The organism is Tardiphaga sp. 172_B4_N1_3, assembly GCF_052076035.1.
In the GTDB taxonomy this organism is placed as follows: domain Bacteria; phylum Pseudomonadota; class Alphaproteobacteria; order Rhizobiales; family Xanthobacteraceae; genus Tardiphaga; species Tardiphaga robiniae.
Genome location: NZ_CP197238.1, coordinates 2,174,694 through 2,193,428 on the forward strand (window position 1 = coordinate 2,174,694; position 18,735 = coordinate 2,193,428).

25 protein-coding genes are annotated in these 18,735 nt (G+C 61.8%); 9 read left to right on the forward strand and 16 right to left on the reverse strand.

What is annotated here, in order from left to right; all coding sequences use genetic code 11:
• Nucleotides 1-35 precede the first annotated feature (35 nt).
• The 4 genes from AB7783_RS10125 to AB7783_RS10140 all read right to left on the reverse strand — a co-directional run bounded on the left by AB7783_RS10125 (nucleotide 36) and on the right by AB7783_RS10140 (nucleotide 4,081).
• Complete coding sequence (locus tag AB7783_RS10125; RefSeq protein WP_120292249.1) at nucleotides 36-1,256, reverse strand: ABC transporter substrate-binding protein; 1,221 nt, start codon at nucleotides 1,254-1,256, stop codon at nucleotides 36-38.
• A gap of 37 nt (nucleotides 1,257-1,293) precedes the next feature.
• On the reverse strand, nucleotides 1,294-2,517 hold the full coding sequence (locus AB7783_RS10130; protein ID WP_320444442.1) for an ABC transporter substrate-binding protein: 1,224 nt from the start codon (nucleotides 2,515-2,517) through the stop codon (nucleotides 1,294-1,296).
• A 69-nt stretch (nucleotides 2,518-2,586) separates the two neighbouring features.
• Entirely contained in the window at nucleotides 2,587-3,333 is a 747-nt protein-coding gene (locus AB7783_RS10135; RefSeq protein WP_441277536.1) for an ABC transporter ATP-binding protein, read from the reverse strand.
• Nucleotides 3,326-4,081 carry an ABC transporter ATP-binding protein gene (locus tag AB7783_RS10140; protein ID WP_089263895.1) on the reverse strand — a complete coding sequence of 252 codons (756 nt, stop codon included), beginning with the start codon at nucleotides 4,079-4,081 and terminating at the stop codon, nucleotides 3,326-3,328. Before AB7783_RS10140 ends, AB7783_RS10135 begins: the two co-directional genes overlap by 8 nt.
• Before the next feature lie 404 nt (nucleotides 4,082-4,485).
• Between AB7783_RS10140 and AB7783_RS10145 the strand changes: the two genes are divergently transcribed.
• Nucleotides 4,486-5,088, forward strand: a complete 603-nt coding sequence (locus AB7783_RS10145; RefSeq protein ID WP_089263894.1) for a hypothetical protein — start codon at nucleotides 4,486-4,488, stop codon at nucleotides 5,086-5,088.
• A gap of 3 nt (nucleotides 5,089-5,091) precedes the next feature.
• Here the strand turns inward: AB7783_RS10145 and AB7783_RS10150 are convergent, their stop codons facing one another.
• Together AB7783_RS10150 and AB7783_RS10155 are read right to left on the reverse strand one after the other, a co-directional pair.
• Entirely contained in the window at nucleotides 5,092-5,439 is a 348-nt protein-coding gene (locus AB7783_RS10150; RefSeq protein WP_441277537.1) for an ArsC family reductase, read from the reverse strand.
• A 143-nt stretch (nucleotides 5,440-5,582) separates the two neighbouring features.
• Complete coding sequence (locus AB7783_RS10155) at nucleotides 5,583-6,158, reverse strand: DUF308 domain-containing protein (protein WP_441277538.1); 576 nt, start codon at nucleotides 6,156-6,158, stop codon at nucleotides 5,583-5,585.
• 165 nt (nucleotides 6,159-6,323) lie between these two features.
• Here AB7783_RS10155 and AB7783_RS10160 point away from each other — a divergent pair, with 165 nt between their 5' ends.
• From AB7783_RS10160 to AB7783_RS10170, 3 genes are all read left to right on the forward strand, one after another.
• A complete protein-coding gene (locus AB7783_RS10160) occupies nucleotides 6,324-6,812 on the forward strand; it encodes a MarR family winged helix-turn-helix transcriptional regulator (RefSeq protein WP_441277539.1) in 489 nt (162 codons plus the stop codon).
• A 72-nt stretch (nucleotides 6,813-6,884) separates the two neighbouring features.
• Nucleotides 6,885-7,043, forward strand: a complete 159-nt coding sequence (locus AB7783_RS10165; protein ID WP_441277540.1) for a DUF5993 family protein — start codon at nucleotides 6,885-6,887, stop codon at nucleotides 7,041-7,043.
• Nucleotides 7,044-7,050: 7 nt separating this feature from the next.
• On the forward strand, nucleotides 7,051-7,599 hold the full coding sequence (locus tag AB7783_RS10170; RefSeq protein WP_441277541.1) for a disulfide bond formation protein B: 549 nt from the start codon (nucleotides 7,051-7,053) through the stop codon (nucleotides 7,597-7,599).
• A gap of 54 nt (nucleotides 7,600-7,653) precedes the next feature.
• On the opposite strand, the gene AB7783_RS10175 is transcribed toward AB7783_RS10170, so the two are convergent.
• The gene (locus AB7783_RS10175; RefSeq protein WP_441277542.1) at nucleotides 7,654-8,568 is read right to left on the reverse strand and encodes a hypothetical protein; all 915 of its coding nucleotides are present in this window, start codon (nucleotides 8,566-8,568) and stop codon (nucleotides 7,654-7,656) included.
• A 140-nt stretch (nucleotides 8,569-8,708) separates the two neighbouring features.
• Here AB7783_RS10175 and AB7783_RS10180 point away from each other — a divergent pair, with 140 nt between their 5' ends.
• On the forward strand, nucleotides 8,709-9,371 hold the full coding sequence (locus AB7783_RS10180) for an HD domain-containing protein (protein ID WP_439072060.1): 663 nt from the start codon (nucleotides 8,709-8,711) through the stop codon (nucleotides 9,369-9,371).
• A 9-nt stretch (nucleotides 9,372-9,380) separates the two neighbouring features.
• Here the strand turns inward: AB7783_RS10180 and AB7783_RS10185 are convergent, their stop codons facing one another.
• Together AB7783_RS10185 and AB7783_RS10190 are read right to left on the reverse strand one after the other, a co-directional pair.
• Nucleotides 9,381-9,887: a cytochrome P460 family protein gene (locus tag AB7783_RS10185; RefSeq protein ID WP_441277543.1), complete on the reverse strand. Its 507-nt coding sequence runs from the start codon at nucleotides 9,885-9,887 to the stop codon at nucleotides 9,381-9,383.
• Nucleotides 9,888-9,899: 12 nt separating this feature from the next.
• Complete coding sequence (locus tag AB7783_RS10190; protein WP_441279676.1) at nucleotides 9,900-10,904, reverse strand: alpha/beta fold hydrolase; 1,005 nt, start codon at nucleotides 10,902-10,904, stop codon at nucleotides 9,900-9,902.
• 255 nt (nucleotides 10,905-11,159) lie between these two features.
• On the opposite strand from AB7783_RS10190, the gene AB7783_RS10195 reads away from it, so the two are divergent.
• Together AB7783_RS10195 and AB7783_RS10200 are read left to right on the forward strand one after the other, a co-directional pair.
• Entirely contained in the window at nucleotides 11,160-12,740 is a 1,581-nt protein-coding gene (locus tag AB7783_RS10195) for a winged helix-turn-helix domain-containing tetratricopeptide repeat protein (RefSeq protein ID WP_441277544.1), read from the forward strand.
• Complete coding sequence (locus AB7783_RS10200) at nucleotides 12,737-13,234, forward strand: peptide deformylase (protein ID WP_231080431.1); 498 nt, start codon at nucleotides 12,737-12,739, stop codon at nucleotides 13,232-13,234. The genes AB7783_RS10195 and AB7783_RS10200 overlap by 4 nt, the downstream gene beginning before the upstream one ends.
• A gap of 15 nt (nucleotides 13,235-13,249) precedes the next feature.
• On the opposite strand, the gene AB7783_RS10205 is transcribed toward AB7783_RS10200, so the two are convergent.
• The gene (locus AB7783_RS10205; protein WP_441279677.1) at nucleotides 13,250-13,489 is read right to left on the reverse strand and encodes a hypothetical protein; all 240 of its coding nucleotides are present in this window, start codon (nucleotides 13,487-13,489) and stop codon (nucleotides 13,250-13,252) included.
• 43 nt (nucleotides 13,490-13,532) lie between these two features.
• Entirely contained in the window at nucleotides 13,533-14,282 is a 750-nt protein-coding gene (locus AB7783_RS10210) for a DUF899 domain-containing protein (RefSeq protein WP_089264625.1), read from the reverse strand.
• Between the two features lie 122 nt (nucleotides 14,283-14,404).
• Here AB7783_RS10210 and AB7783_RS10215 point away from each other — a divergent pair, with 122 nt between their 5' ends.
• The gene (locus AB7783_RS10215) at nucleotides 14,405-15,625 is read left to right on the forward strand and encodes a helix-turn-helix domain-containing protein (protein ID WP_441277545.1); all 1,221 of its coding nucleotides are present in this window, start codon (nucleotides 14,405-14,407) and stop codon (nucleotides 15,623-15,625) included.
• 31 nt (nucleotides 15,626-15,656) lie between these two features.
• A complete protein-coding gene (locus tag AB7783_RS10220; RefSeq protein ID WP_441277546.1) occupies nucleotides 15,657-16,295 on the forward strand; it encodes a Vgb family protein in 639 nt (212 codons plus the stop codon).
• A gap of 21 nt (nucleotides 16,296-16,316) precedes the next feature.
• On the opposite strand, the gene AB7783_RS10225 is transcribed toward AB7783_RS10220, so the two are convergent.
• From AB7783_RS10225 to AB7783_RS10245, 5 genes are read right to left on the reverse strand one after another with little or no spacing between them, the layout of a single operon-like run.
• Nucleotides 16,317-16,916: a YdeI/OmpD-associated family protein gene (locus AB7783_RS10225; protein WP_320444458.1), complete on the reverse strand. Its 600-nt coding sequence runs from the start codon at nucleotides 16,914-16,916 to the stop codon at nucleotides 16,317-16,319.
• Between the two features lie 27 nt (nucleotides 16,917-16,943).
• The gene (locus AB7783_RS10230) at nucleotides 16,944-17,603 is read right to left on the reverse strand and encodes a TenA family protein (protein WP_320444459.1); all 660 of its coding nucleotides are present in this window, start codon (nucleotides 17,601-17,603) and stop codon (nucleotides 16,944-16,946) included.
• Between the two features lie 12 nt (nucleotides 17,604-17,615).
• Nucleotides 17,616-17,837 carry a hypothetical protein gene (locus AB7783_RS10235; RefSeq protein ID WP_320444460.1) on the reverse strand — a complete coding sequence of 74 codons (222 nt, stop codon included), beginning with the start codon at nucleotides 17,835-17,837 and terminating at the stop codon, nucleotides 17,616-17,618.
• Between the two features lie 55 nt (nucleotides 17,838-17,892).
• Nucleotides 17,893-18,303 (reverse strand): SRPBCC family protein, encoded by a 411-nt coding sequence (locus tag AB7783_RS10240; protein WP_320444461.1) that lies wholly within the window; start codon nucleotides 18,301-18,303, stop codon nucleotides 17,893-17,895.
• Nucleotides 18,300-18,623, reverse strand: coding sequence for an ArsR/SmtB family transcription factor (locus AB7783_RS10245; protein WP_320444462.1), 324 nt, complete (start codon nucleotides 18,621-18,623; stop codon nucleotides 18,300-18,302). The genes AB7783_RS10240 and AB7783_RS10245 overlap by 4 nt, the downstream gene beginning before the upstream one ends.
• Nucleotides 18,624-18,735: the final 112 nt, after the last annotated feature.

The window sequence follows — 18,735 nt, forward strand, 5'->3', positions numbered from 1 at the left end:
TGGCCCGGCAGCGCGGCGCCGCCGGGCCAACGATCTTATTTCTTCAGCAGCGCACAGGTGCTCTTCTCGATCGGTGTAAAAGCCTGATCGGCTGGCACTGTACCGGCAAGCTTGTAGAAATCCCACGGCGCCTTCGATTCCGACGGCTTCTTCACCTCGAACAGATAGCCCGGGTGAATCTTGCGGCCATTGGCTTCGATCTTGCCCTGCCCGAACAGCGGATCGTCGGTCGGCAATTCCTTCATCTTGGCAACGATCTTCGCGCCATCATGCGGATTGCTGCCGAGCGCTTCCAGCGCCTTGAAGTAGTGGATCAGGCCCGCATACACGCCCGCCTGCACCATCGACGGCGGAGCGCCGTTCTTCATGCGCGCCGCGAATTTCTTGGAGAAGTCGCGGGTCTTGTCGTTCAGGTCCCAGTAGAAAGTCTCGGTGAAGCTGAGGCCCTGCGCGGTTTCGAGACCGATCGCCTTGACGTCGGTGATGAACAGCAGCAATGCCGCGAGCTTCTGACCACCTTTGGCGATGCCGAATTCAGCCGCCTGCTTGATCGAGTTGGTGGTGTCGCCGCCGGCATTGGCCAGACCGATGACCTTGGCCTTCGACGACTGCGCCTGCAGCAGGAAGGAGGAGAAGTCCGCGGTGTTGAGCGGATGCTTGACGCCGCCGACCACCTTGCCGCCCGAGGATTTGACGACTTCCGAGGTATCGCGCTCCAGTGCGGCACCGAAGGCGTAGTCGGCGGTGAGGAAGAACCAGCTGTCACCGCCGGCCTTGACCATCGCCTGCCCGGTCGAATGCGCGAGCATGTAGGTGTCGTAGGTCCAGTGCACGGTGTTCGGCGAACACTGCGCATTGGTGAGATCCGACGTCGCGGCGCCCGAATTGATGTAGACGCCGTTCTTCTCCTTGACGATGTTGTTCACCGCCAGCGCCACGCCAGAATTCGGTACGTCGACGATGGTGTCGACCTTGTCGACGTCGAACCACTGCCGCGCGATGTTGGAGCCGATATCCGGCTTGTTCTGGTGATCGCCGGAGATGATGTCGATCTTCCAGCCCTTGGCCATCAGACCGGAGTCCTCAGCCGCCATCTGCGCAGCCAGGGTCGAACCCGGGCCGCCGAGATCGGCATAGAGACCGGACTGATCGCTGAGTGCGCCGATCTTGACGGTCTTGTCCTGGGCCATGGCGATGCCCGCCATGGCCAGCGAAAGCGCCGTGCCAAGAAGTGCGGTTGAAATCTTGTTTTTCATGGCTTCCTCTCAATGATTTGGACGACGGGCTTCTAAATTAGGTCTTCTTCAAAAGCGGACAAGCACTCTTGTCGAGCGGCGTGAAGGCCTGATCGGCAGGAATCGTCGCCACCAGCTTGTAGTAATCCCAGGGCCCCTTTGACTCCTCGGGCTTCTTCACCTCGAACAGATAGGCCGGGTGCAGCTTGCGACCGTTCGGCTGGATCGTGCCCTTGCCGAAGATGATGTCGTCGGTCGGAGCCGCCTTCATCGCATTGATGATCTTCAGGCCGTCATGGGGGTTGCCGCCCATGGCGTCGAGCGTCTTGAAGTAATGGATCAGGGACGAATAAACGCCGGCCTGCACGGTGGTCGGCATGTTCTTGTTCTTCATGCGCGCCTGGAAGCGCTTGGAGAACCCGCGCGTGCCGTCGTTGAGATCCCAATAGAACGTCTCGGTAAAGCTCAGACCATTGGCGACCGGAAGTCCGAGCGCATGGATGTCGGTGATGAACATCAAGAGACCAGCCAATTTCTGCCCGCCCTTGATGATACCGAATTCCGACGCCTGCTTGATCGAGTTGATGGTGTCGCCGCCGGCATTGGCGAGGCCGATCACCTTGGCCTTGGACGCCTGCGCCTGCAGCAGGAACGACGAAAAGTCGGCCGTGTTGAGCGGCGGCCGGACGCTGCCGATGATCTTGCCGCCCTTCGCAGTGACAGCGTTGGTGGTATCGCGCTCCAACGCGGTGCCGAAAGCATAATCCGCCGTCAGGAAGAACCAGGTGTCACCACCGTTCTTGACCATGGCAGAGCCGGTGCCGTTGGCGAGCTGATAGGTGTCGTAAGCCCAGTGAATGGTGTTGGGCGAGCACTGTGCGTTGGAGAGATCGGAGGTGCCCGATCCCGAATTCAGATAAACGCCGTTCTTTTCCTTGACGATATTGTTGACCACAAGGCCGACCGACGACGTCGGCACGTCGACGATGGTGTCGACCTTGTCGACGTCGAACCATTGACGCGCGATGTTGGAGCCGACGTCGGGCTTGTTCTGGTGATCGCCGATCACGACGTCGATCTTCCAGCCCTTGGCCAGGAGCCCGGAGTCCTCGACGGCCATTTGGGCCGCGACCACCGAACCCGGACCGGTCACGTCGGCATAAAGGCCCGACTGGTCGTTCAGCACGCCGATCTTGGCGGTCTTGTCCTGGGCGAACGCAAGCGAGCTTGCGCTCATCATCAGCGCAAAACCCAGCAGCGACGTCGAAACGACTTTTTTCATTCTGTGCTCCCTACCCGTATTGATGGTTGTGTCTATCGTCGGACCGTTGGCTCGGTCCGTTATTCGATGTTAGACGCCGAGATACGAATGCAGCTTGTCCATATTCGCCGAGAGCTCGGAATTGGCGAAGCCATCGATGATCTTGCCGTGCTCGACGATGTAGTAGCGATCCGCCACCGTGGCAGCGAAACGGAAGTTCTGCTCGACCAGCAGGATGGTGAAGCCCTCCGACTTCAGCCGCGCAATGGTGTGGCCGATCTGCTGGATGATGACGGGCGCCAGCCCCTCGGTTGGCTCGTCCAGCATCAGGAAGCGCGCGCCGGTGCGCAGGATGCGCCCGATCGCCAGCATCTGCTGCTCACCGCCGGAGAGTTTTGTCCCTTGGCTGTTGAGACGCTCTTTCAGATTTGGAAACAGCTCGAAGATCTGATCCAGAGACAACCCGCCCGGCCGGATCGTCGGCGGCAGCATCAGATTCTCTTTCACGTCGAGGCTGGAGAAGATGCCGCGTTCTTCCGGACAGAATGCGATACCCTGCTTCGCGATCTTGTCCGACGAGGTCTTGATGATCTCGTTGCCTTCGAACTTTATCGAGCCGGTGCGCTTGCCGATGATGCCCATGATGGACTTCAGCGTCGTGGTCTTGCCGGCGCCGTTGCGACCGAGCAGCGTGACGACCTCGCCCGGCTTCACGTTGAAATTGATGCCGTGAAGAATGTGCGACTCGCCATACCAGGCTTCGAGATTCTCGATGCTGAGAATTGGATTGCCAGTTGCTGCAGTCGTTGCCGGTGCGGCCATTGTGATCTCAGCCATGCCCGGCTCCCAGATAAGCTTCCTTGACGCGCTCGTCCTTGGTCAGATCGGCGTAGCTGCCTTCCGCAAGAACCTTTCCGCGAGTCAGAACGGTAATGATGTCCGACAGATTGGACACGACGCTGAGGTTATGTTCGACCATCAGGATGGTATACTTTGCCGAGATGCGCTTGATCAGCGCTGCGATCTTGTCGATGTCCTCATGGCCCATGCCGGCCATCGGCTCGTCGAGCAGCATCATCTCGGGATCGAGCGCCAGCGTGGTGGCGATCTCCAATGCCCGCTTGCGGCCATAAGGCATTTCCACCGCGGGCGTATTTGCGAATTCGCTGAGGCCGACGTCGTCGAGCAGTTCAGCGGCGCGTTGATTGTACTGATCCAGCACGCTCTTGGACCGCCAGAAGTCAAACGACGATCCATGCTGGCGCTGCAGTGCAACACGGACATTTTCCAGCGCCGTCAGATGCGGAAACACCGCGGAAATCTGGAACGAACGTACGAGGCCAAGGCGCGCCACGTCGGCGGGCGCCGTAGCGGTGATATCCTTGCCCTTGTAGAAAATCTGGCCGGCGGACGGCTGCATGAACTTGGTCAGCAGATTGAAACACGTCGTCTTGCCGGCCCCGTTAGGGCCGATCAATGCGTGAATGGTGCCGCGGCGAACTTTGAGACTGACATCGCGGACTGCAAAAAAGCCCGCAAATTCCTTGGTCAATCCGTTGGTTTCGAGAATGAACTCATCGGTCAAGCAAATTTCCCCCATCGACCTTCCCGGCGTGTGTCTCCGCCAGTGGCCAACTTTTTGCGCAGCCGCATTTCGGGGAAAACTGAAAGTCATCCCCGCGCGGCCACATCGAGTGGCGCGAATATGCCGTCAACGCGACGGCGAACGCAAGGTGCAATGCGGCAGAATTGGGTGGACTGCCTGTCGCACCGACTTCGCCCTTAGTCGTAGGCAGTTAGCCCCCTGCACATGCAGAAAGCAGAGTCCGCCTGCGACCGGTCCACCGTGCAGAACGCGCCATCTGTTTGCGCCGCAAGGAGCTTTGAAAATCGCTCGTTAATTGTATTGCGAGGCGACTTCCCGCGTTCATTGATTATTTGCTTGCTGTACTCATACTACCCCCGATCGATATCAGGGGGATCATTGCCGTGGACTTCCAGAGCGCCGACGCGTCCGTGGTGAAGTCCATTCGGCAGCGCGATCTGCTGAACTGCTGGCTACGACTCTATGCGCCGCAACAGGCTCTGCCCGATATCGCCAACTATCGCCCGGATCGGATGGACGACGAACGTCCTGATCTCGTCGACTACATTGTTGATCACTGCACGGCACCGCCGCGGCTCATCATCGACAGCAACGGCACCCGCATGGCGAGCGCCTATGGTACCACCGGCAAGGGCCGCTATCTCGACGACTATCTCGGCCCGATCCTCGGTCCTGTCGTGCTGCCGGCCTATCATGAATGTATCGCACGCGAGTTGCCGACTTACACCGTCTCGATGATCGACGATGTCAACGGTCGTGTTGTCGCCTATGAGCGGATGCTGATGCCGTTCTCATCAGGCGATGGCGTCACCCATATCATCGCGTCGCTCAAGACCATCAGCGAGGACGGCGGATTCGAAATCAAAAATCTGATGCGCGGCCATCACAGCGTGCCGGTGCCGAAACTCCGCGCGGTGATCGATCGCAGCCTGTCCTATCGTGCGCCGCACCGGCTCGCAGCCGGCGACGTCGTCGAGATCGACTGATCGCTATTTTACGTCTTTTGCGTAAATCTCCGGCTTGAAGCCAACCACAAGCTTGCCGCCAAGATCGAGTACAGGCCGCTTGATCATCGAGGGCTGCTCGAGCATCAGCGCGATTGCCTTGCTCTCGTTCAGATCTTCCTTGGCAGCGTCATCGAGCTTGCGAAACGTGGTGCCGGCGCGATTGAGCAGCGTCTCCCAGCCGACCTCCTTGGCCCAGCGCTGCAGCCGCGCCTTGTCGATGCCTTCGGCCTTGTAGTCATGGAAGCTGTAGGCGACGCCATGGCTGTCGAGCCAGACGCGCGCTTTCTTCATCGTATCGCAATTCTTGATACCGTAGATGGTGATGGCCATGAGATGTCGCCGTGCCTGCCAGGAGTGATCGTCGTTCTCACCTGACTAGCAGATCAGGCAGCAGCGGCTGACAGCAAATCCGCGATCATCCACAGAGGCGGCCGATGATGCTGGGGCCGGCATCATCGGTTTGTCCTCAGATCTCAGGCCGTGCGCCTGCGGTTCGCGAAGATCAACCACAGCGCCGACACCAGGAAATAGAAGGCGCCGAAACCGGCATAGGGCGCGATATCCACGATCGTCGGCACTGTGGCGCCGCCCGCCTGCTTGACAAAGAACAGGCCGGCCGCGGTCGACTGCGCGCCGCTCAGGATCATCGCCCACTGCGCACCGAATGCGCGCCAGCGTCGAACGCCGGTGACCAGTTGCGCGAGGCCCGCCAATGCCGCCCAGACGCCGAACACCGCGAGTACGGCATTCATCCCCGTGCGCAAGGCGATGGCCACGGCCAGTGCGGCAATGAGGCTCACCCCCACATTCAGCGCCTGCGAGGGATTGGCCAGCAAGCCGCCGCTGTCCCTGGCATCGAACCAGTTCGCGAGGGCATCCCAGGCGGGGTAACTGACCAGCAGGATGGCGCCGGCCCCGGGCGACGAGACGCCAACGGTGAAGGCGGCTGCCACCCAGGCTGCCGCGACGATGCCGCGAACGAGGTAATAACGTGCGAGGTCTCCGCTCGCTACGGCCGGCAGGCTGGCGGTTCCCTGTGGGACGGTCATGCTGGTCTCCATCGAAGCTTGGACCGGGCGCTCTCCACCGGACTGGCGGAAGAACCTCGGTCAAATTACATATTGCGATAACTAATATCGCGATATGTTTATTGACTCGAGCAAGCTGCCTTGTCCATATTTATTTATCGCGATATACGTTATTGTGATATCGACGTGAGGAGAGTTGCCGTGGTGCCCGCCGACATTCCGCTGGATCACCAGCTCTGTTTTTCGCTCTACAGCGCCAGCATGGCCATTGGCCGCGCCTACAAGCCGCTGCTCGACGCGCTTGAGATCACTTACCCGCAATATCTCGTGCTGAGCACATTGTGGGAGGGCGGCGCGCAGAGCGTCGGCGGCATCGCCGATCGGTTGGCGCTGGAATCGAGCACGGTCACGCCGCTGGTGAAGCGGCTCGAGCAGGCCGGCTTCGTCGCGCGCAGGCGAAATCCGGAAGATGAGCGGCAGGTCGTCGTCAGCCTCACGGCCAAAGGCACGGCGCTGCGCGAGAAGGCACGCTGCCTCGGCGAGACGTTGTTCGCCGCGGCCGGCATGACGCCGGAACGGCTGATCGCCCTGAACAGCGAGGTCCATGCCTTTCGGGATGCCGTGGCCAACTACACCGGCAAAACAGGTGCGACCGTGGCGGAGAGTGCCGACTGACGTAGATGACACACGACAGGGCGCCAGCGAATCTGTCGTAAGATACCGGACACATTCAGCGCCGGAGCGACCATGGAATTCACCGCACTTTTCCTGGCGATCGCCATCACCGTGCTCGTCGCATGGTATGGCAGCCGCACGCTCGCGCTATCGCTGTTCGCCGTGGTGCTGATCGCCTGCGTGGCGACCTTTCTGCATCATGCCACCGACGCGCTGAAACTGTCGTTCTGAGGCCATCATGACCTCACAGCGCGCCATCGTCCTCAATGTCCTCGCCCTCTACGCCCTCGCAGCCCTGCTCACGGCCGCCTTTGCTGCGCAGTTCATTTTGGGCGAGCTGCCCTGCCCACTGTGCCTGTTGCAGCGGATCATGTTTGCACTGCTCGCCATCGGCCCGATCCTCAACATCCGCTTCGGCCCGCGTCCCAGCCATTACGCGTTGTCGCTGCTCGCCGCCGTGGTCGGCGCCATCGTCTCGACGCGGCAGGTGCTGCTGCACATCATGCCCGGCGATCCCGGCTTCGGCACCGCGCTGTTCGGCTATCACTATTACACTTGGGCACTGATCGGCTTCATCGCGGCCATCGTTCTGCTGTCGCTGGTGCTGCTGTTCGACCGGCAATTCGAGAAGGACCCCGCTGCTCACTCGGCGCCCAGTGTCATCGCGCATGTTGCCGTCTGGCTCGTGATCGGTCTGACGGCCGCGAACGTCGCCTCGACCTTGCTCGAATGCGGCTTCAAGGCCTGTGCGGATGATCCGGTGGTATATGAGCTGCTGAAGCGATAGCGGCGTCGTTCCCCGCGGGTGCGAGCGACCTTACACATGCGTTGAGCTGGCACGTCAGGACGACCAACCCGCATTGTCGTAAATCTCTCCGAACGTCTGAACCGCGATACAAGTGACTCCCATCGACTCCAAGAAAAAGAGCTTTCCAGCCTGTCTGTCGTCAGACATATCGTTTTTGTAAACATACCAAGCTGGATGAAAGCGCTCGCGAAACTTCTTGAAGTACTTGGCACGCTCAATCAGAAGCCAGCGCAGAAAGACTTCGTTTTCTTCAAGAGCCAAACCAAAGATGAGCAAGGGCTTATTGAATACAACATGAATCCAGCTATTCGCACCTGCCCAAATGCGACGATCCTTTGCTCCAAAGAGAGGGGCGGCGCCGCTGCGATGAAGCCAAGTCCGGGCTCGCTGAACCGACCCCATATAGTGGCTAAGTCCCAAGCGAATGCTTCGCTTGTATTTTACCATTCCGTTAATGTGCCAAACGCCAAAAGAAGCGCACGGATCAGTGATAGCTGTTTGGCTAAAGTGACACTCCCACGGGTAGTAGCTCGTAAATTTCGGATTTTGCGGACGCCAGAACTGTGCATTGACGGCATCGCTCAACACTTGATCGAAGTTCGTCGTGAGCACTGGAGTGCAGTGTCGTACTGCCCAGTTCATGATCTTCCGGTGATGTGGGAGTACATCCCAACCGTCCAGGAGCGCACAAAATTGCTCCTGCAGAGCACCGATCTTACTCCCGGACAAGAGCTCCAGCACATCATAAAATTCTGTAAGCGTCGTGCCAGGTGGTACCTCGACAAGCCCGGGCGAGCACTCTTGAGCAATCTCAACGAGCAGCTGATCCCAGGAATTTACACGTTTCGATTCTATGTATCGGTGGATGCCGTTTCCGATGATCAGAGCCAAATTATCGCTGCTCTGCTCAAGCAAGGCGCTAAGGCTGTTGACGGGGTTATTGGCCACAATTCCTCATGATGCTGCTTCGGCGATAAAACGGCATACACACTCAGCCTTGCCGCCTGAGTTCTACCCGTTCGCAATCCGAATCTAATGACATCAAAACACGCTTGGCAACGCCCGGCGGCCAATCTAACAACGACGCCATGACTGAGATCACCGGTATCACTGCCGCCTTCGCTCCGTTCGAAACGCTGGCGTCGTCGCTTCTACATCACGTCAAGACCGATGACGGGTCGCATGACGTCGCGCATCTGGCGCGTGTCTGGTCCAACGTCCGCACCATCCAGGACGTCGAGGGCGGAGATGCCGAAATCCTGGCGGCAGCGACGCTGCTGCACGACTGCGTCGCCGTCGAGAAGAGCTCACCGCTCCGCGCCAGTGCCTCGCGCCTCGCTGCCGAACACGCGGTGACGCTGCTCGCCCCGTTCGGCTGGACGACCGACCGGCTGGACCGCGTCGCCCATGCCATCGCGGCGCATAGTTTCTCGGCCAAGATCACGCCCGAGACGATCGAGGCGCAGATCCTGCAGGATGCGGATCGGCTGGACGCCATCGGCGCCATCGGCATCGCGCGCTGTTTCTACACCGCCGGGCGGATGCAATCCTTCCTATATGATGCCGAAGACCCTGCCGCCCGCCATCGCGCCCTCGACGACCGCAATTTTGCGATCGACCATCTGCCGGCGAAACTGCTGACGCTCGCGGACGGCTTCAACACCGCCACCGGCCGACGCATGGCACAAGAACGCCACGCGCGGACCGAGGCTTTCCTCACGGCGTTTCTGGCCGAGGTCGGCGTTTCGTGAAATGGGCGCTTACGGCGCCCACTTCGTGAACACGTAATCCCGCTCCTTCACGCGCGCTTCATGACACGCAAAGCACGTCTCATGCTGCGCCTGATCCACCGGCTTGCCGTTGATGAAGCGGCCGAAACCCCAGCCGCCTGACGCGACATACTTCTTCGAATCCTTCACCATGACCTGAACCGTGGTCGCGGCACCGGGGATCGAGGCGGATTCGAATTCAGGCGATTGGGTGTGCTTCCAGGCGAGTTTCACCAGCACCGTGCCATCGGGGAACGGCAGCTTGCCATCCCGATAGGCCTTGACCGCGATGTCGTTGCCGACCACCGCGCGCAGCTCATTCAGAGGCTCCGCCTCCTGCGCCGGTGCGATCAGCTCCCATTTGCGGTAGTCATCCGGAAGCGCGACGCCATATATCGGCGACAGGTTTTCCGGATTGGCGGTATTGGCGGCAAGGGCCGCCACCACCACGGATGACACCACACCTGCCGCGAGGCTCGCTGCAAGAATCCATCGCATCGCGGATCTCCCTCAGCGTGCCATCGCGTCGGCGTCGATGATGGCCTGGGCGAATTCACGCGGTGCTTCCTGCGGCAGGTTGTGACCGATGCCACCATTCACCGTGCGATGCTCGTACTTGCCGGTGAACTTCTTCGCATAGGCCTTGGGATCGGGATGCGGCGCGCCATTGGCGTCGCCTTCCATGGTGATGGTCGGCACCGAGATCACCGGCCCCTGCGCCAGCCGCTTCTCCAGCTCATCATATTTCGCCTCGCCCTGGGCGAGTTCGAGCCGCCAGCGATAGTTGTGGATGGTGATAGCGACGTGATCGGGATTCTCGAACGCCTTGGCCGAGCGGTCATAGGTGGCGTCGTCGAAATTCCACTTCGGCGAGGCCAGCTTCCAGATCAGCTTGGCGAAGTCGTGCCGGTACTTGTCGTAGCCCAGCCGACCGCGCTCCGTGGTGAAGTAGAACTGGTACCACCATTCCAGTTCAGCCTTCGGCGGCAGCGGCATGCGGTTGCCCTCCTGGCTGCCGATCAGATAGCCGCTGACGGCGACCAGCGCCTTGACGCGCTCCGGCCAGATCGCAGCGAGAATGTCGGCCGTGCGGCCACCCCAGTCGTAGCCGCCGACCACCGCCTTCTCGATCCTCAGTGCGTCCATGAATGCGACGATGTCTGTGGCCAGCGCTGCTGGCTGGCCATTGCGCACCGTCGTGTCGGAGAGGAAGCGCGTGCCGCCATAGCCGCGCAGATACGGGATGATGACGCGGTAGCCGGCCGAGGCCAGCAGCGGCGCGACATCCACATAGCTGTAGATGTCATAGGGCCAGCCGTGCAGCAGCAGCACAACGGGGCCGTTGGCCGGGCCGTCCTCGGCATAGGCGACGCTGAGGTCGCCGGCATTGATCTGCTTCAGCGGCTTGAACGACGTATGCGTGCCGCGCTTGATGGCCGGGAGCTGTTTGCCGACCTTGGCGGCCTGCGCCGCGGCGGAGCCGATGCCGCCGAACTGAGCCGCGGCGATGCCCATGAGCGCCGCGCCCAGCAGGCTGCGGCGGTTGAAGTGGCTGGTGTCGCGCTTGTCATTCGTCATGGTGCAGATCCTCCGGGCTATAACGGTTGAGGCCGTCGATGCGCGGACCATGCCGCGGTACCGGCATCCTCGCTTGAAGATTTCTCCGATTTTCTCTTGAGAAGGCCATGATTTATCGTTGAGACGGGGTGTGCTAGGGGACGCTCCTGCGCACAAGGCCTTGGCGCGACAACAGGTATTGGACCACCTATCTTGCTGTTCCGGTTCGACGAATTCGTCCTCGACACTGACCGGCGGGAGCTGCGGAGGGGCACGAATACGGTGGCGGTGGAGCCGCAGGTGTTCGATGTGCTGGAATTCCTGATCCGCGCGCGGGACAAGGTCGTCAGCCGTGACGATCTGCTGGCCGAAGTCTGGCATGGCCGCATCGTGTCCGAGGCGACGCTCAGCAGCCGGGTCAACGCGGCCCGCACGGCCATCGGCGACAATGGCGAGCAGCAGCGGCTGATCCGTACTTTACCGCGGAAGGGGTTTCGCTTCGTCGGCGAGGTCATCGAACGGACCGACAGCCCCTCTCGGCTCGTGACGACAGCGGCTGCAACGGAACTCCTGCCCGAAGCCGCCGACCCCGAAGGGCTATCGATCGCGGTGCTGCCCTTCAACAATATGAGCGCCGACCCCGAGCAGGATTATTTCGGCGACGGCATTGCCGAAGAGATCATCACGGCGCTGTCGCGCTGCAGCGGGCTGTTCGTGATCGCACGCAATTCGTCCTTCACCTACAAGAACAAGCCGGTTGATATCCGAGACGTCGGCCGCACCCTCGGCGTCAATTACGTGCTCGAAGGCAGCGTCCGCCGCGCCGGCGAGCGGCTTCGCATCATCGCGCAATTGATCGACGCCCGTTCCGGTGCGCATCTCTGGGCCGACAAGTTCGATGGCGACCGCAGCGACGTGTTCGACCTGCAGGACCGCATCACCGAACAAGCCGTCGCCGCCATCGAGCCCACGCTGCGCATCGCCGAAATCGAACGCCGCAAGCACAGCCGTCCGAACAAGCCCGATGCCTATGACCTGCTGCTGCGCGCCTCCGGCTACCAACACGATTTCACGCCCGAAAGCATGACCGCGGCGCTGGATTGCCTGCATCAGGCGCTGGCGCTCGATCCGACTTACGCGCCCGCGATGGCAGCAGCGGCCTATTGCCATGCGCAGCGACATTTCCAGGGCTGGATCAGCCCAGACGACGCCCATCGCAGCGAAGGCCTGGCGCTGGCGCATAGCGCCATCGAGCGGATGCCGAACGATCCGCAAATCCTCTGGATGGCCGCGTTTGCGATCTGGAATCTGGCAGAGACGCAGACCGCCAAGGACGCGGCCATTGAGCTGTTCAGCCGCTCCCTCGCGATCAATCCAAACTCCGCCACTGCACTCGCACTGGCCGGATGGATCGAGACCATGCGCGGACAGCAGCAGGCCGGCCGCGCTCTGCTCGACCGCGCACGACGTTTGAACCCGCTGGATCCGCACGGCTGGTTCGTCTCCGGTGCGCTGGCCATCGCCGCGATCATCGACGAGAACTATCCCGAAGCGATCAACTGGGCCGATAAGGCGCTGCTGCAGAACCGGCGTTTCGCCGTCGCACTCCGCGCGCTCGCCGTGGCGCTCGTGAAAACCGGTGCGCACGAACGCGCCGCGCAGGTGGTCGAGGAACTGCTGACCATCGAGCCGGAGCTGACGGTCTCCGCCTTCTTTGCGCGCATCCCGGTCCCCGTCGAATCCATGGCGAAGACCTATGCGGATGCGCTGAAGGCCGCGGGGCTGCCGGAATGAGTATCCGCCCTATCGTCCGCTATCCCGACCTGCGCCTCACGCAGCCGGCCGCTGATGTCACCGTGTTTGACGATGCGCTGCGCGCGCTCGCTGACGATCTGCGCGACACCATGCATGCCGCTCCCGGCATCGGCATCACCGCGCCGCATATCGGCGTGCTGCTGCGCGTGGTCGTGCTCGATCTCGATCCCGTCAATGGCGCCCACACCTACGTCAATCCGGAGATCGCATGGGCCTCGCCCGAACTGATCATGCATCAGGAAGGCAGTGTTTCGATGCCTGGCGTGACTGACGACATCCAGCGCCACGCCCGCGTACGGATCAGCTATCAGGATCTCGACGGCAATACGCAGACAGAAGAGTCCGACGGCCTGCGTGCGGTTTGCCACCAGCACGAGATCGACCAGCTCAACGGCATGTTCTGGATCCAGCGCCTGTCGCGCCTCAAGCGCGAGCGGCTGATCAAGCGGTTCGAGAAGTTGTCGCGCGCCTGAAGCGCGCGACAACCGTCACGTCCGCCACTGCGATTGGCGGTATCGGCCGGATATCAGCCTGAGCCAAGGCACGGTATGGAACAAACTCATCAGGGCATACATCACCGCCATTCCACTCCACGGCGATGCGCGCGACGTTGAACAGAGCAGGTCCGGCGAACTGCCATCGAGCACACCCGTCAGCAGCGCCATCAATGCGAAGGCCGGTGCGGCCGCAAGGCATAGCCAATCGGCGGCCGGCGCAAGGCTACGCATTTTCCAGCGATAGGCCTTCGCGCGATCGACGTCATCGATAGCGCTACTCATCGGTCTTCCGGAACGTGGCCTCTCCGGCGGCCGAGACCTCGACCCATTTCTTGTCGGGTGCAGCGCCGGCGACATAGTTGTCGTGCCAGTTCCACCATTTGTAGGTCGGAGTCTGCGGATAGCCTTCGGGCGAGTCCTCCCAGACCTCCTGGCGGCCGAGCGGCGTCGCGTCGAGATAGCTCCAGGTGGTCCCCATCGCCTCGTCGCCGCGGCTGTTGATGAAATAGGTGCGGAACACGCGGTCGCCGTCACGGAAGAACACGTTATGGCCGTGCCACTCGTCGACACCGAAGTCGGCGTCGAAACTGTCCGTGATGGTGACCCAGGGCATCTCCCAATCCATCCGCGCCTTCAGGCGTGCGATATCCGCCTGCGGTGCCCGCGAGGCATAGACGAGCGTGGTATCGCGGGCATTCAGATGCGCAAGGTGGGCGACCTGGTCGGCACCCAGTGAACAGCCGCGGCAGGCATGATCGGGCCAGCCGAACACGCCGGGCTCGAAGAAGGCGCGGTAGACGATCAACTGACGGCGGCCGGCGAACAGATCGCGCAGGCTGACCATTCCGCCAGGCCCCTCGAACGCATAGGCCTTATTCACTTCCATCCACGGCATCCGCCGGCGCTCAGCAGCGAGCGCGTCTCGCGCCCGCATCACAGCCTTCTCCTTCACGAGCATGTCCGTTCGCGCTGCCTCCCATGCCTGCGGTGACACAATCGGTGGTGTTTTCATCGGTGCCGTCATGGTCTTCTCTCCACTTTCGTCCATCGTCATGCGCTGCCGACACGACTTGCCGGTTGATCGTCGTGAGGTAGATTAGGATCCGGCAATGGACGGGTGGGAGTGACAAGTGTGGCGGGATTTGAATGGACTCCCTGATCACCGCCGCAGGTCACGCGCTCGCGGCGGGTGATCCGCTGGGTGCGTTGAAGCGTGTTGCATTGCGTGATGACGCGCCGGCGCTTGCGCTACGCGGCATCGCAATGGCGCAGCTCGGCGATTTCGCACGCGCGAAGGAGCTCGTGAAACGGGCCGCGCGCACCTTCGGTGCGAAGGAACCCGTGGCGCGTGCACGGTGCATCGTAGCCGAGGCCGAGATTGCGCTCGTCTCGCGCGATCTGAACTGGCCCAGCAAGGCGCTCGACGCCGCGCGGCTCACACTCGATGCCCACGGCGACCATGTGAATGCGGCCTATGGCGGCTATCTCGACGTCAGGCGCCTTCTGCTCATCGGGCGTCTCGACGAAGCCGAGCGCAAGCTCGGCGCGCTCGATCCCGCGCCTTTGCCGCCCGCCTTGCGTACCGCACACGCGCTGGTCGTCGCCGGCATCGCGATGCGCCGCCTGCAGGCGAAAAAATCACGCGCCGCCATTGCCGACGCGCAGCGTGCCGCCAGGCTCGCTGCAATCCCGGCACTCACTGCCGAGGTCGACAGCGCATCCCGGCTCCTCGACGCTCCCGCTGCGCGCCTGATCGCACGCAGCGGCGAACGTGTGCTACTGCTCGACGACGTCGAGGCGCTGCAGAATTCGAAAGCCATCGTCATCGATGCGTGCCGGCATGTCATCCGCTGTCAGAAGACGGAGCTGTCGCTCGCGACCCGGCCCGTCCTGTTCGCCCTCGCCCGCGCACTCGGCGAAGCATGGCCTGCGGATGTTTCGCGCGAAACGCTGCTGGCGCGCGCATTCCGCGCCAGACATGCCGATGACTCGCATCGCGCCCGGCTCCGCGTCGAGATGGGACGGCTGCGCAAACTGCTTGCGCCGCTGGCGGAGGTGCACGCGACCAAGCCCGGTTTTACGCTGGTACTGCGCCGGGCCCGCAACGTCGTCGTGCTGGCGCGGCCCGTCGAGGAAGAACACGCCGCCGTGCTCGCACTTCTTGCCGATGGAGAAGCCTGGTCGAGCTCTGCATTGGCGCTGGCGCTCGGCACCAGCCAGCGCAGCGTTCAGCGGGCACTCGACGAACTGGCGGTGGAGAATAAGGTGCAGCCGCTCGGTCGCGGACGGGCGCGCCGCTGGACGTCGCCATCCCTGCCGGGACTCGCGACGATGTTGTTACTCCCGCCACCGCTGCCGGATCATTAGGGTCGTCGCCATCGTCACGAGGGAAACACTCATGAAAACATCCGCAGCAGAAATCATCCGCGAATATGGCCCCTTCGAGGGCGTCGACGGCGTGCATGGCGTCACCTATGACGGCACGCAAGTCTGGTTCGCATCCGGAAACAAACTCCACGCACTCGATCCCGCAAGCGGCAAGACGGTGCGCGCCATCGACGTCGCGGCACATGCCGGCACGGCATTCGACGGCAAGCATCTGTTCCAGATCGCCGAGGACCGTATCCAGAAGATCGATCCGGCGACCGGCCGCGTGCTGAATACCATCCCTGCGCCCGGCGGCGGTGCCGACTCCGGCATGGCCTGGGCCGAAGGCACGCTGTGGGTGGGACAATATCGCGAGCGCAAGATTCACCAGATCGATCCCGACACTGGAAAGATCCTGCGCACCATCGAGAGCAACCGCTTCGTCACCGGCGTCACCTGGGTGGACGGTGAACTCTGGCACGGCACCTGGGAAAACGACGAGAGCGACATCAGGCGCATCGATCCGCAAACCGGCGAAGCGCTTGAGAAGCTCGCACTGCCGGCAGGCAGTGGCGTCTCCGGCCTCGAGTCAGATGGTGCCGATCAGTTCTTCGCCGGCGGCGGAACCAGCGGCAAGGTACGCGCGATCAGGCGGCCGAAGCGGAAGTGAAAAGCAACGAGTGACGCCACTTCACTTTCTGGTTTGCGGATAGATCGTCTCGCCCTTCTTCAGCATCTCGACGAAGGCCGCAATCCGCTTCTTGCGGCCGGCTTCGGTCTTCATATTGTGCACCCGAAATGCCAGCGAGAAGCGGTTCTGCGCACTGAGCTTGGCCAGCATCGCTTTGGCTTTCGGTTCGGCGTCGATCGCCGCCTGCAGATCGGCGGGGATCGTCATGTCCTTGCCGCTGCCATAGGCGCGATCCCAGCGGCCATCGGCCTTCGCCGCCTCGACATGGACGAGGCCGTGCTCGGTCATGCGCTCCTCTGCGACGAGGCGCGCAACATTGTCGACGTTGATCTTGCTCCACACGCTCTTCTTCCCGCGCGGTGAATAGCGTTGGAGAAAGCTCGTCTCGTCCAGCCCCTTGCGGATGCCGTCGATCCAGCCCCAGCACAGCACGACATCGATCGCCTCCTTCGGCGTGATCGATGCGAGACCAGATTTCAGTTTGTGAACCTTGATCCAGACCTCGTCGGCCTTGTCGTGGTTCTTGCCGAGCCATTTATAGAAGGCGTCAGCGTTCTTGAACTCACGCACATTCGCGGGATCGACCTTGACGGGTGCCATGCTCTGTCCTGACCGCTGCGCACCGCACTAGCGCGCGTCCAGCCCCATTTGCCAGAAATCGGCTTCCAGGCGCGACGCCTGACCGAACAGTTTTGCGAGCTCCGTAAAGCGCCGCTCGGTCATCGCACGCGCGGCGAGATCGTCGAGATGGTGGCGCGCTTTCACCGCGATATCCTGATATGCGTCGCCGGCATATTCGCCGATCCATTCGCGATACGGATGATTGCCGAGCGCGTCGGCACCACCCGGCGCGAGCTTCTTGCCGATCTCGGCATAACCGATCACGCAGGGCGCCAGCGCCACATGCAGATCGAGCAGATCCCCGGCAGCGCCGCAATCCAGTACGAAGCGCGTATAGGCCACCGTCGCCTGCAACTCGGGCGCGGCCTCGATGTCGGCGGGCGACAGTCCCCAGCGGCCGCACAGTTTTATATGAAGCTCCATCTCGCCGAGAATGGCCGCAAGTCCGCCTTGGGCCGCCTTCATGTCGTCAAGCGAGCGGCTCTTGTAGGTCGCCAGCGCATAGGCGCGCGCGAACTGGATCAAGAACAGATAGTCTTGCACCAGATAGGTGCGGAACGCGGGTTCTGGCAGCGTGCCGGCCCCGAGCTGTCGGACGAAACTATGATCGACATAGCTGGACCAGTCATCGGCCGAAGCTGATTTGAGACGATCAAAAATATCCATGCGCATTCCAATTCACGCGTTCATCCGTCCACTGCCCTGCGTTGCTCTACGCCACTTTGCGGTATAGGGCAGCATATAGAGACCGCTGAACATCAACAGAAACAGCGGTGGCAACGGCGAGAAGGTCACCCAGGCTGGAGGCTCGCCAAATCCGCGGACAGCGAAATTGGCGATGACCGTCCCGGTAAAGGCCAGCGACAGCCAGCGGTGTGCGTATCTGATCCATAGGCTCATGTTGAGCGACCCTCAGTGCATGCGGAAGTGGCGTGAAATTCTGTGTCGGCCGAATTCAGTCCAGTCGCGCCAGAAGCTGCTCCATCGACGCCAGGAATCGCGGCCATCCGAACTTGGCGCCCTGATAGGCTTGCTCCTGATCCGGTCGGAAGCCGATCTGCTCCATCCGCAGCAGCGTCCCGTTGCTCGAAGGTGTAAGGGTCCAGGTCACGACACTCTCGAGACCCAGGGCCTCCCACGTGTAAGCGAGCTTTTGGTTCGGCTCGACTTCCGTGACCCGGCAAGCGACCACGCCCCAGTTTGCGCTCAGATCAAAACGATGCCCGATGACGGGCTTGAAATCGTTTTTCATCAGCCACTCAGCGATCAGATGCGGCTGGGTCAGCGCGCGCCAGAGCTTTTCCGGCGCGTGGCCAAATTCCCGCTCGACGACGACAGAACGTGTTTCGGCTGCAGTATTGGTCAATTGTCCATCCTCTTCAGCAGTTGTTCGAGATCGCCGAACCGGCTCTCCCAGAACCCGGCCATCTGGCTGGTCCAGTCGAGTAGCGGCGCCAGGGCCGCCGGTTGCGATCGATAATGTGTCTGACGGCCGCTCTGGCGATCGAGCACCAGTCCCGCGTGCTTCAGCACGCCGAGATGCTTGGAGACCGCCGGCTGCGAGACGCCGGCTTGCGCGGTCAGTGCCGCGACGGTCTGCTCCCCGTCACGGCAGAGCCGTTCGAAGATCGCGCGCCGGGTCGGATCGGCGAGCGTCTTGAAGAGCACATCGAAGGTGTTTGGCATCGCCATCCATAACCCGTCAGTTATCGATCAGATCAATAACCAGTGAGTGATGGATTAGTCAAGCGTGAAAAGGGGAGTTTTCGAGATCGCGGAAGCACGATCGTCGTCTGAG

Excerpts from the sequence above, each read along its gene's own strand:
- AB7783_RS10125 (WP_120292249.1), bottom strand. The coding sequence starts at position 1,256 with ATGAAAAACAAGATTTCAACCGCACTTCTTGGCACGGCGCTTTCGCTG.
- AB7783_RS10130 (WP_320444442.1), bottom strand. The coding sequence starts at position 2,517 with ATGAAAAAAGTCGTTTCGACGTCGCTGCTGGGTTTTGCGCTGATGATG.
- AB7783_RS10135 (WP_441277536.1), bottom strand. The coding sequence starts at position 3,333 with ATGGCTGAGATCACAATGGCCGCACCGGCAACGACTGCAGCAACTGGC.
- AB7783_RS10150 (WP_441277537.1), bottom strand. The coding sequence starts at position 5,439 with ATGGCCATCACCATCTACGGTATCAAGAATTGCGATACGATGAAGAAA.
- AB7783_RS10155 (WP_441277538.1), bottom strand. The coding sequence starts at position 6,158 with ATGACCGTCCCACAGGGAACCGCCAGCCTGCCGGCCGTAGCGAGCGGA.
- AB7783_RS10165 (WP_441277540.1), top strand. The coding sequence starts at position 6,885 with ATGGAATTCACCGCACTTTTCCTGGCGATCGCCATCACCGTGCTCGTC.
- AB7783_RS10170 (WP_441277541.1), top strand. The coding sequence starts at position 7,051 with ATGACCTCACAGCGCGCCATCGTCCTCAATGTCCTCGCCCTCTACGCC.
- AB7783_RS10180 (WP_439072060.1), top strand. The coding sequence starts at position 8,709 with ATGACTGAGATCACCGGTATCACTGCCGCCTTCGCTCCGTTCGAAACG.
- AB7783_RS10185 (WP_441277543.1), bottom strand. The coding sequence starts at position 9,887 with ATGCGATGGATTCTTGCAGCGAGCCTCGCGGCAGGTGTGGTGTCATCC.
- AB7783_RS10190 (WP_441279676.1), bottom strand. The coding sequence starts at position 10,904 with ATGGGCATCGCCGCGGCTCAGTTCGGCGGCATCGGCTCCGCCGCGGCG.
- AB7783_RS10200 (WP_231080431.1), top strand. The coding sequence starts at position 12,737 with ATGAGTATCCGCCCTATCGTCCGCTATCCCGACCTGCGCCTCACGCAG.
- AB7783_RS10205 (WP_441279677.1), bottom strand. The coding sequence starts at position 13,489 with ATGCGTAGCCTTGCGCCGGCCGCCGATTGGCTATGCCTTGCGGCCGCA.
- AB7783_RS10210 (WP_089264625.1), bottom strand. The coding sequence starts at position 14,282 with ATGACGGCACCGATGAAAACACCACCGATTGTGTCACCGCAGGCATGG.
- AB7783_RS10215 (WP_441277545.1), top strand. The coding sequence starts at position 14,405 with ATGGACTCCCTGATCACCGCCGCAGGTCACGCGCTCGCGGCGGGTGAT.
- AB7783_RS10220 (WP_441277546.1), top strand. The coding sequence starts at position 15,657 with ATGAAAACATCCGCAGCAGAAATCATCCGCGAATATGGCCCCTTCGAG.
- AB7783_RS10225 (WP_320444458.1), bottom strand. The coding sequence starts at position 16,916 with ATGGCACCCGTCAAGGTCGATCCCGCGAATGTGCGTGAGTTCAAGAAC.
- AB7783_RS10230 (WP_320444459.1), bottom strand. The coding sequence starts at position 17,603 with ATGGATATTTTTGATCGTCTCAAATCAGCTTCGGCCGATGACTGGTCC.
- AB7783_RS10235 (WP_320444460.1), bottom strand. The coding sequence starts at position 17,837 with ATGAGCCTATGGATCAGATACGCACACCGCTGGCTGTCGCTGGCCTTT.
- AB7783_RS10245 (WP_320444462.1), bottom strand. The coding sequence starts at position 18,623 with ATGCCAAACACCTTCGATGTGCTCTTCAAGACGCTCGCCGATCCGACC.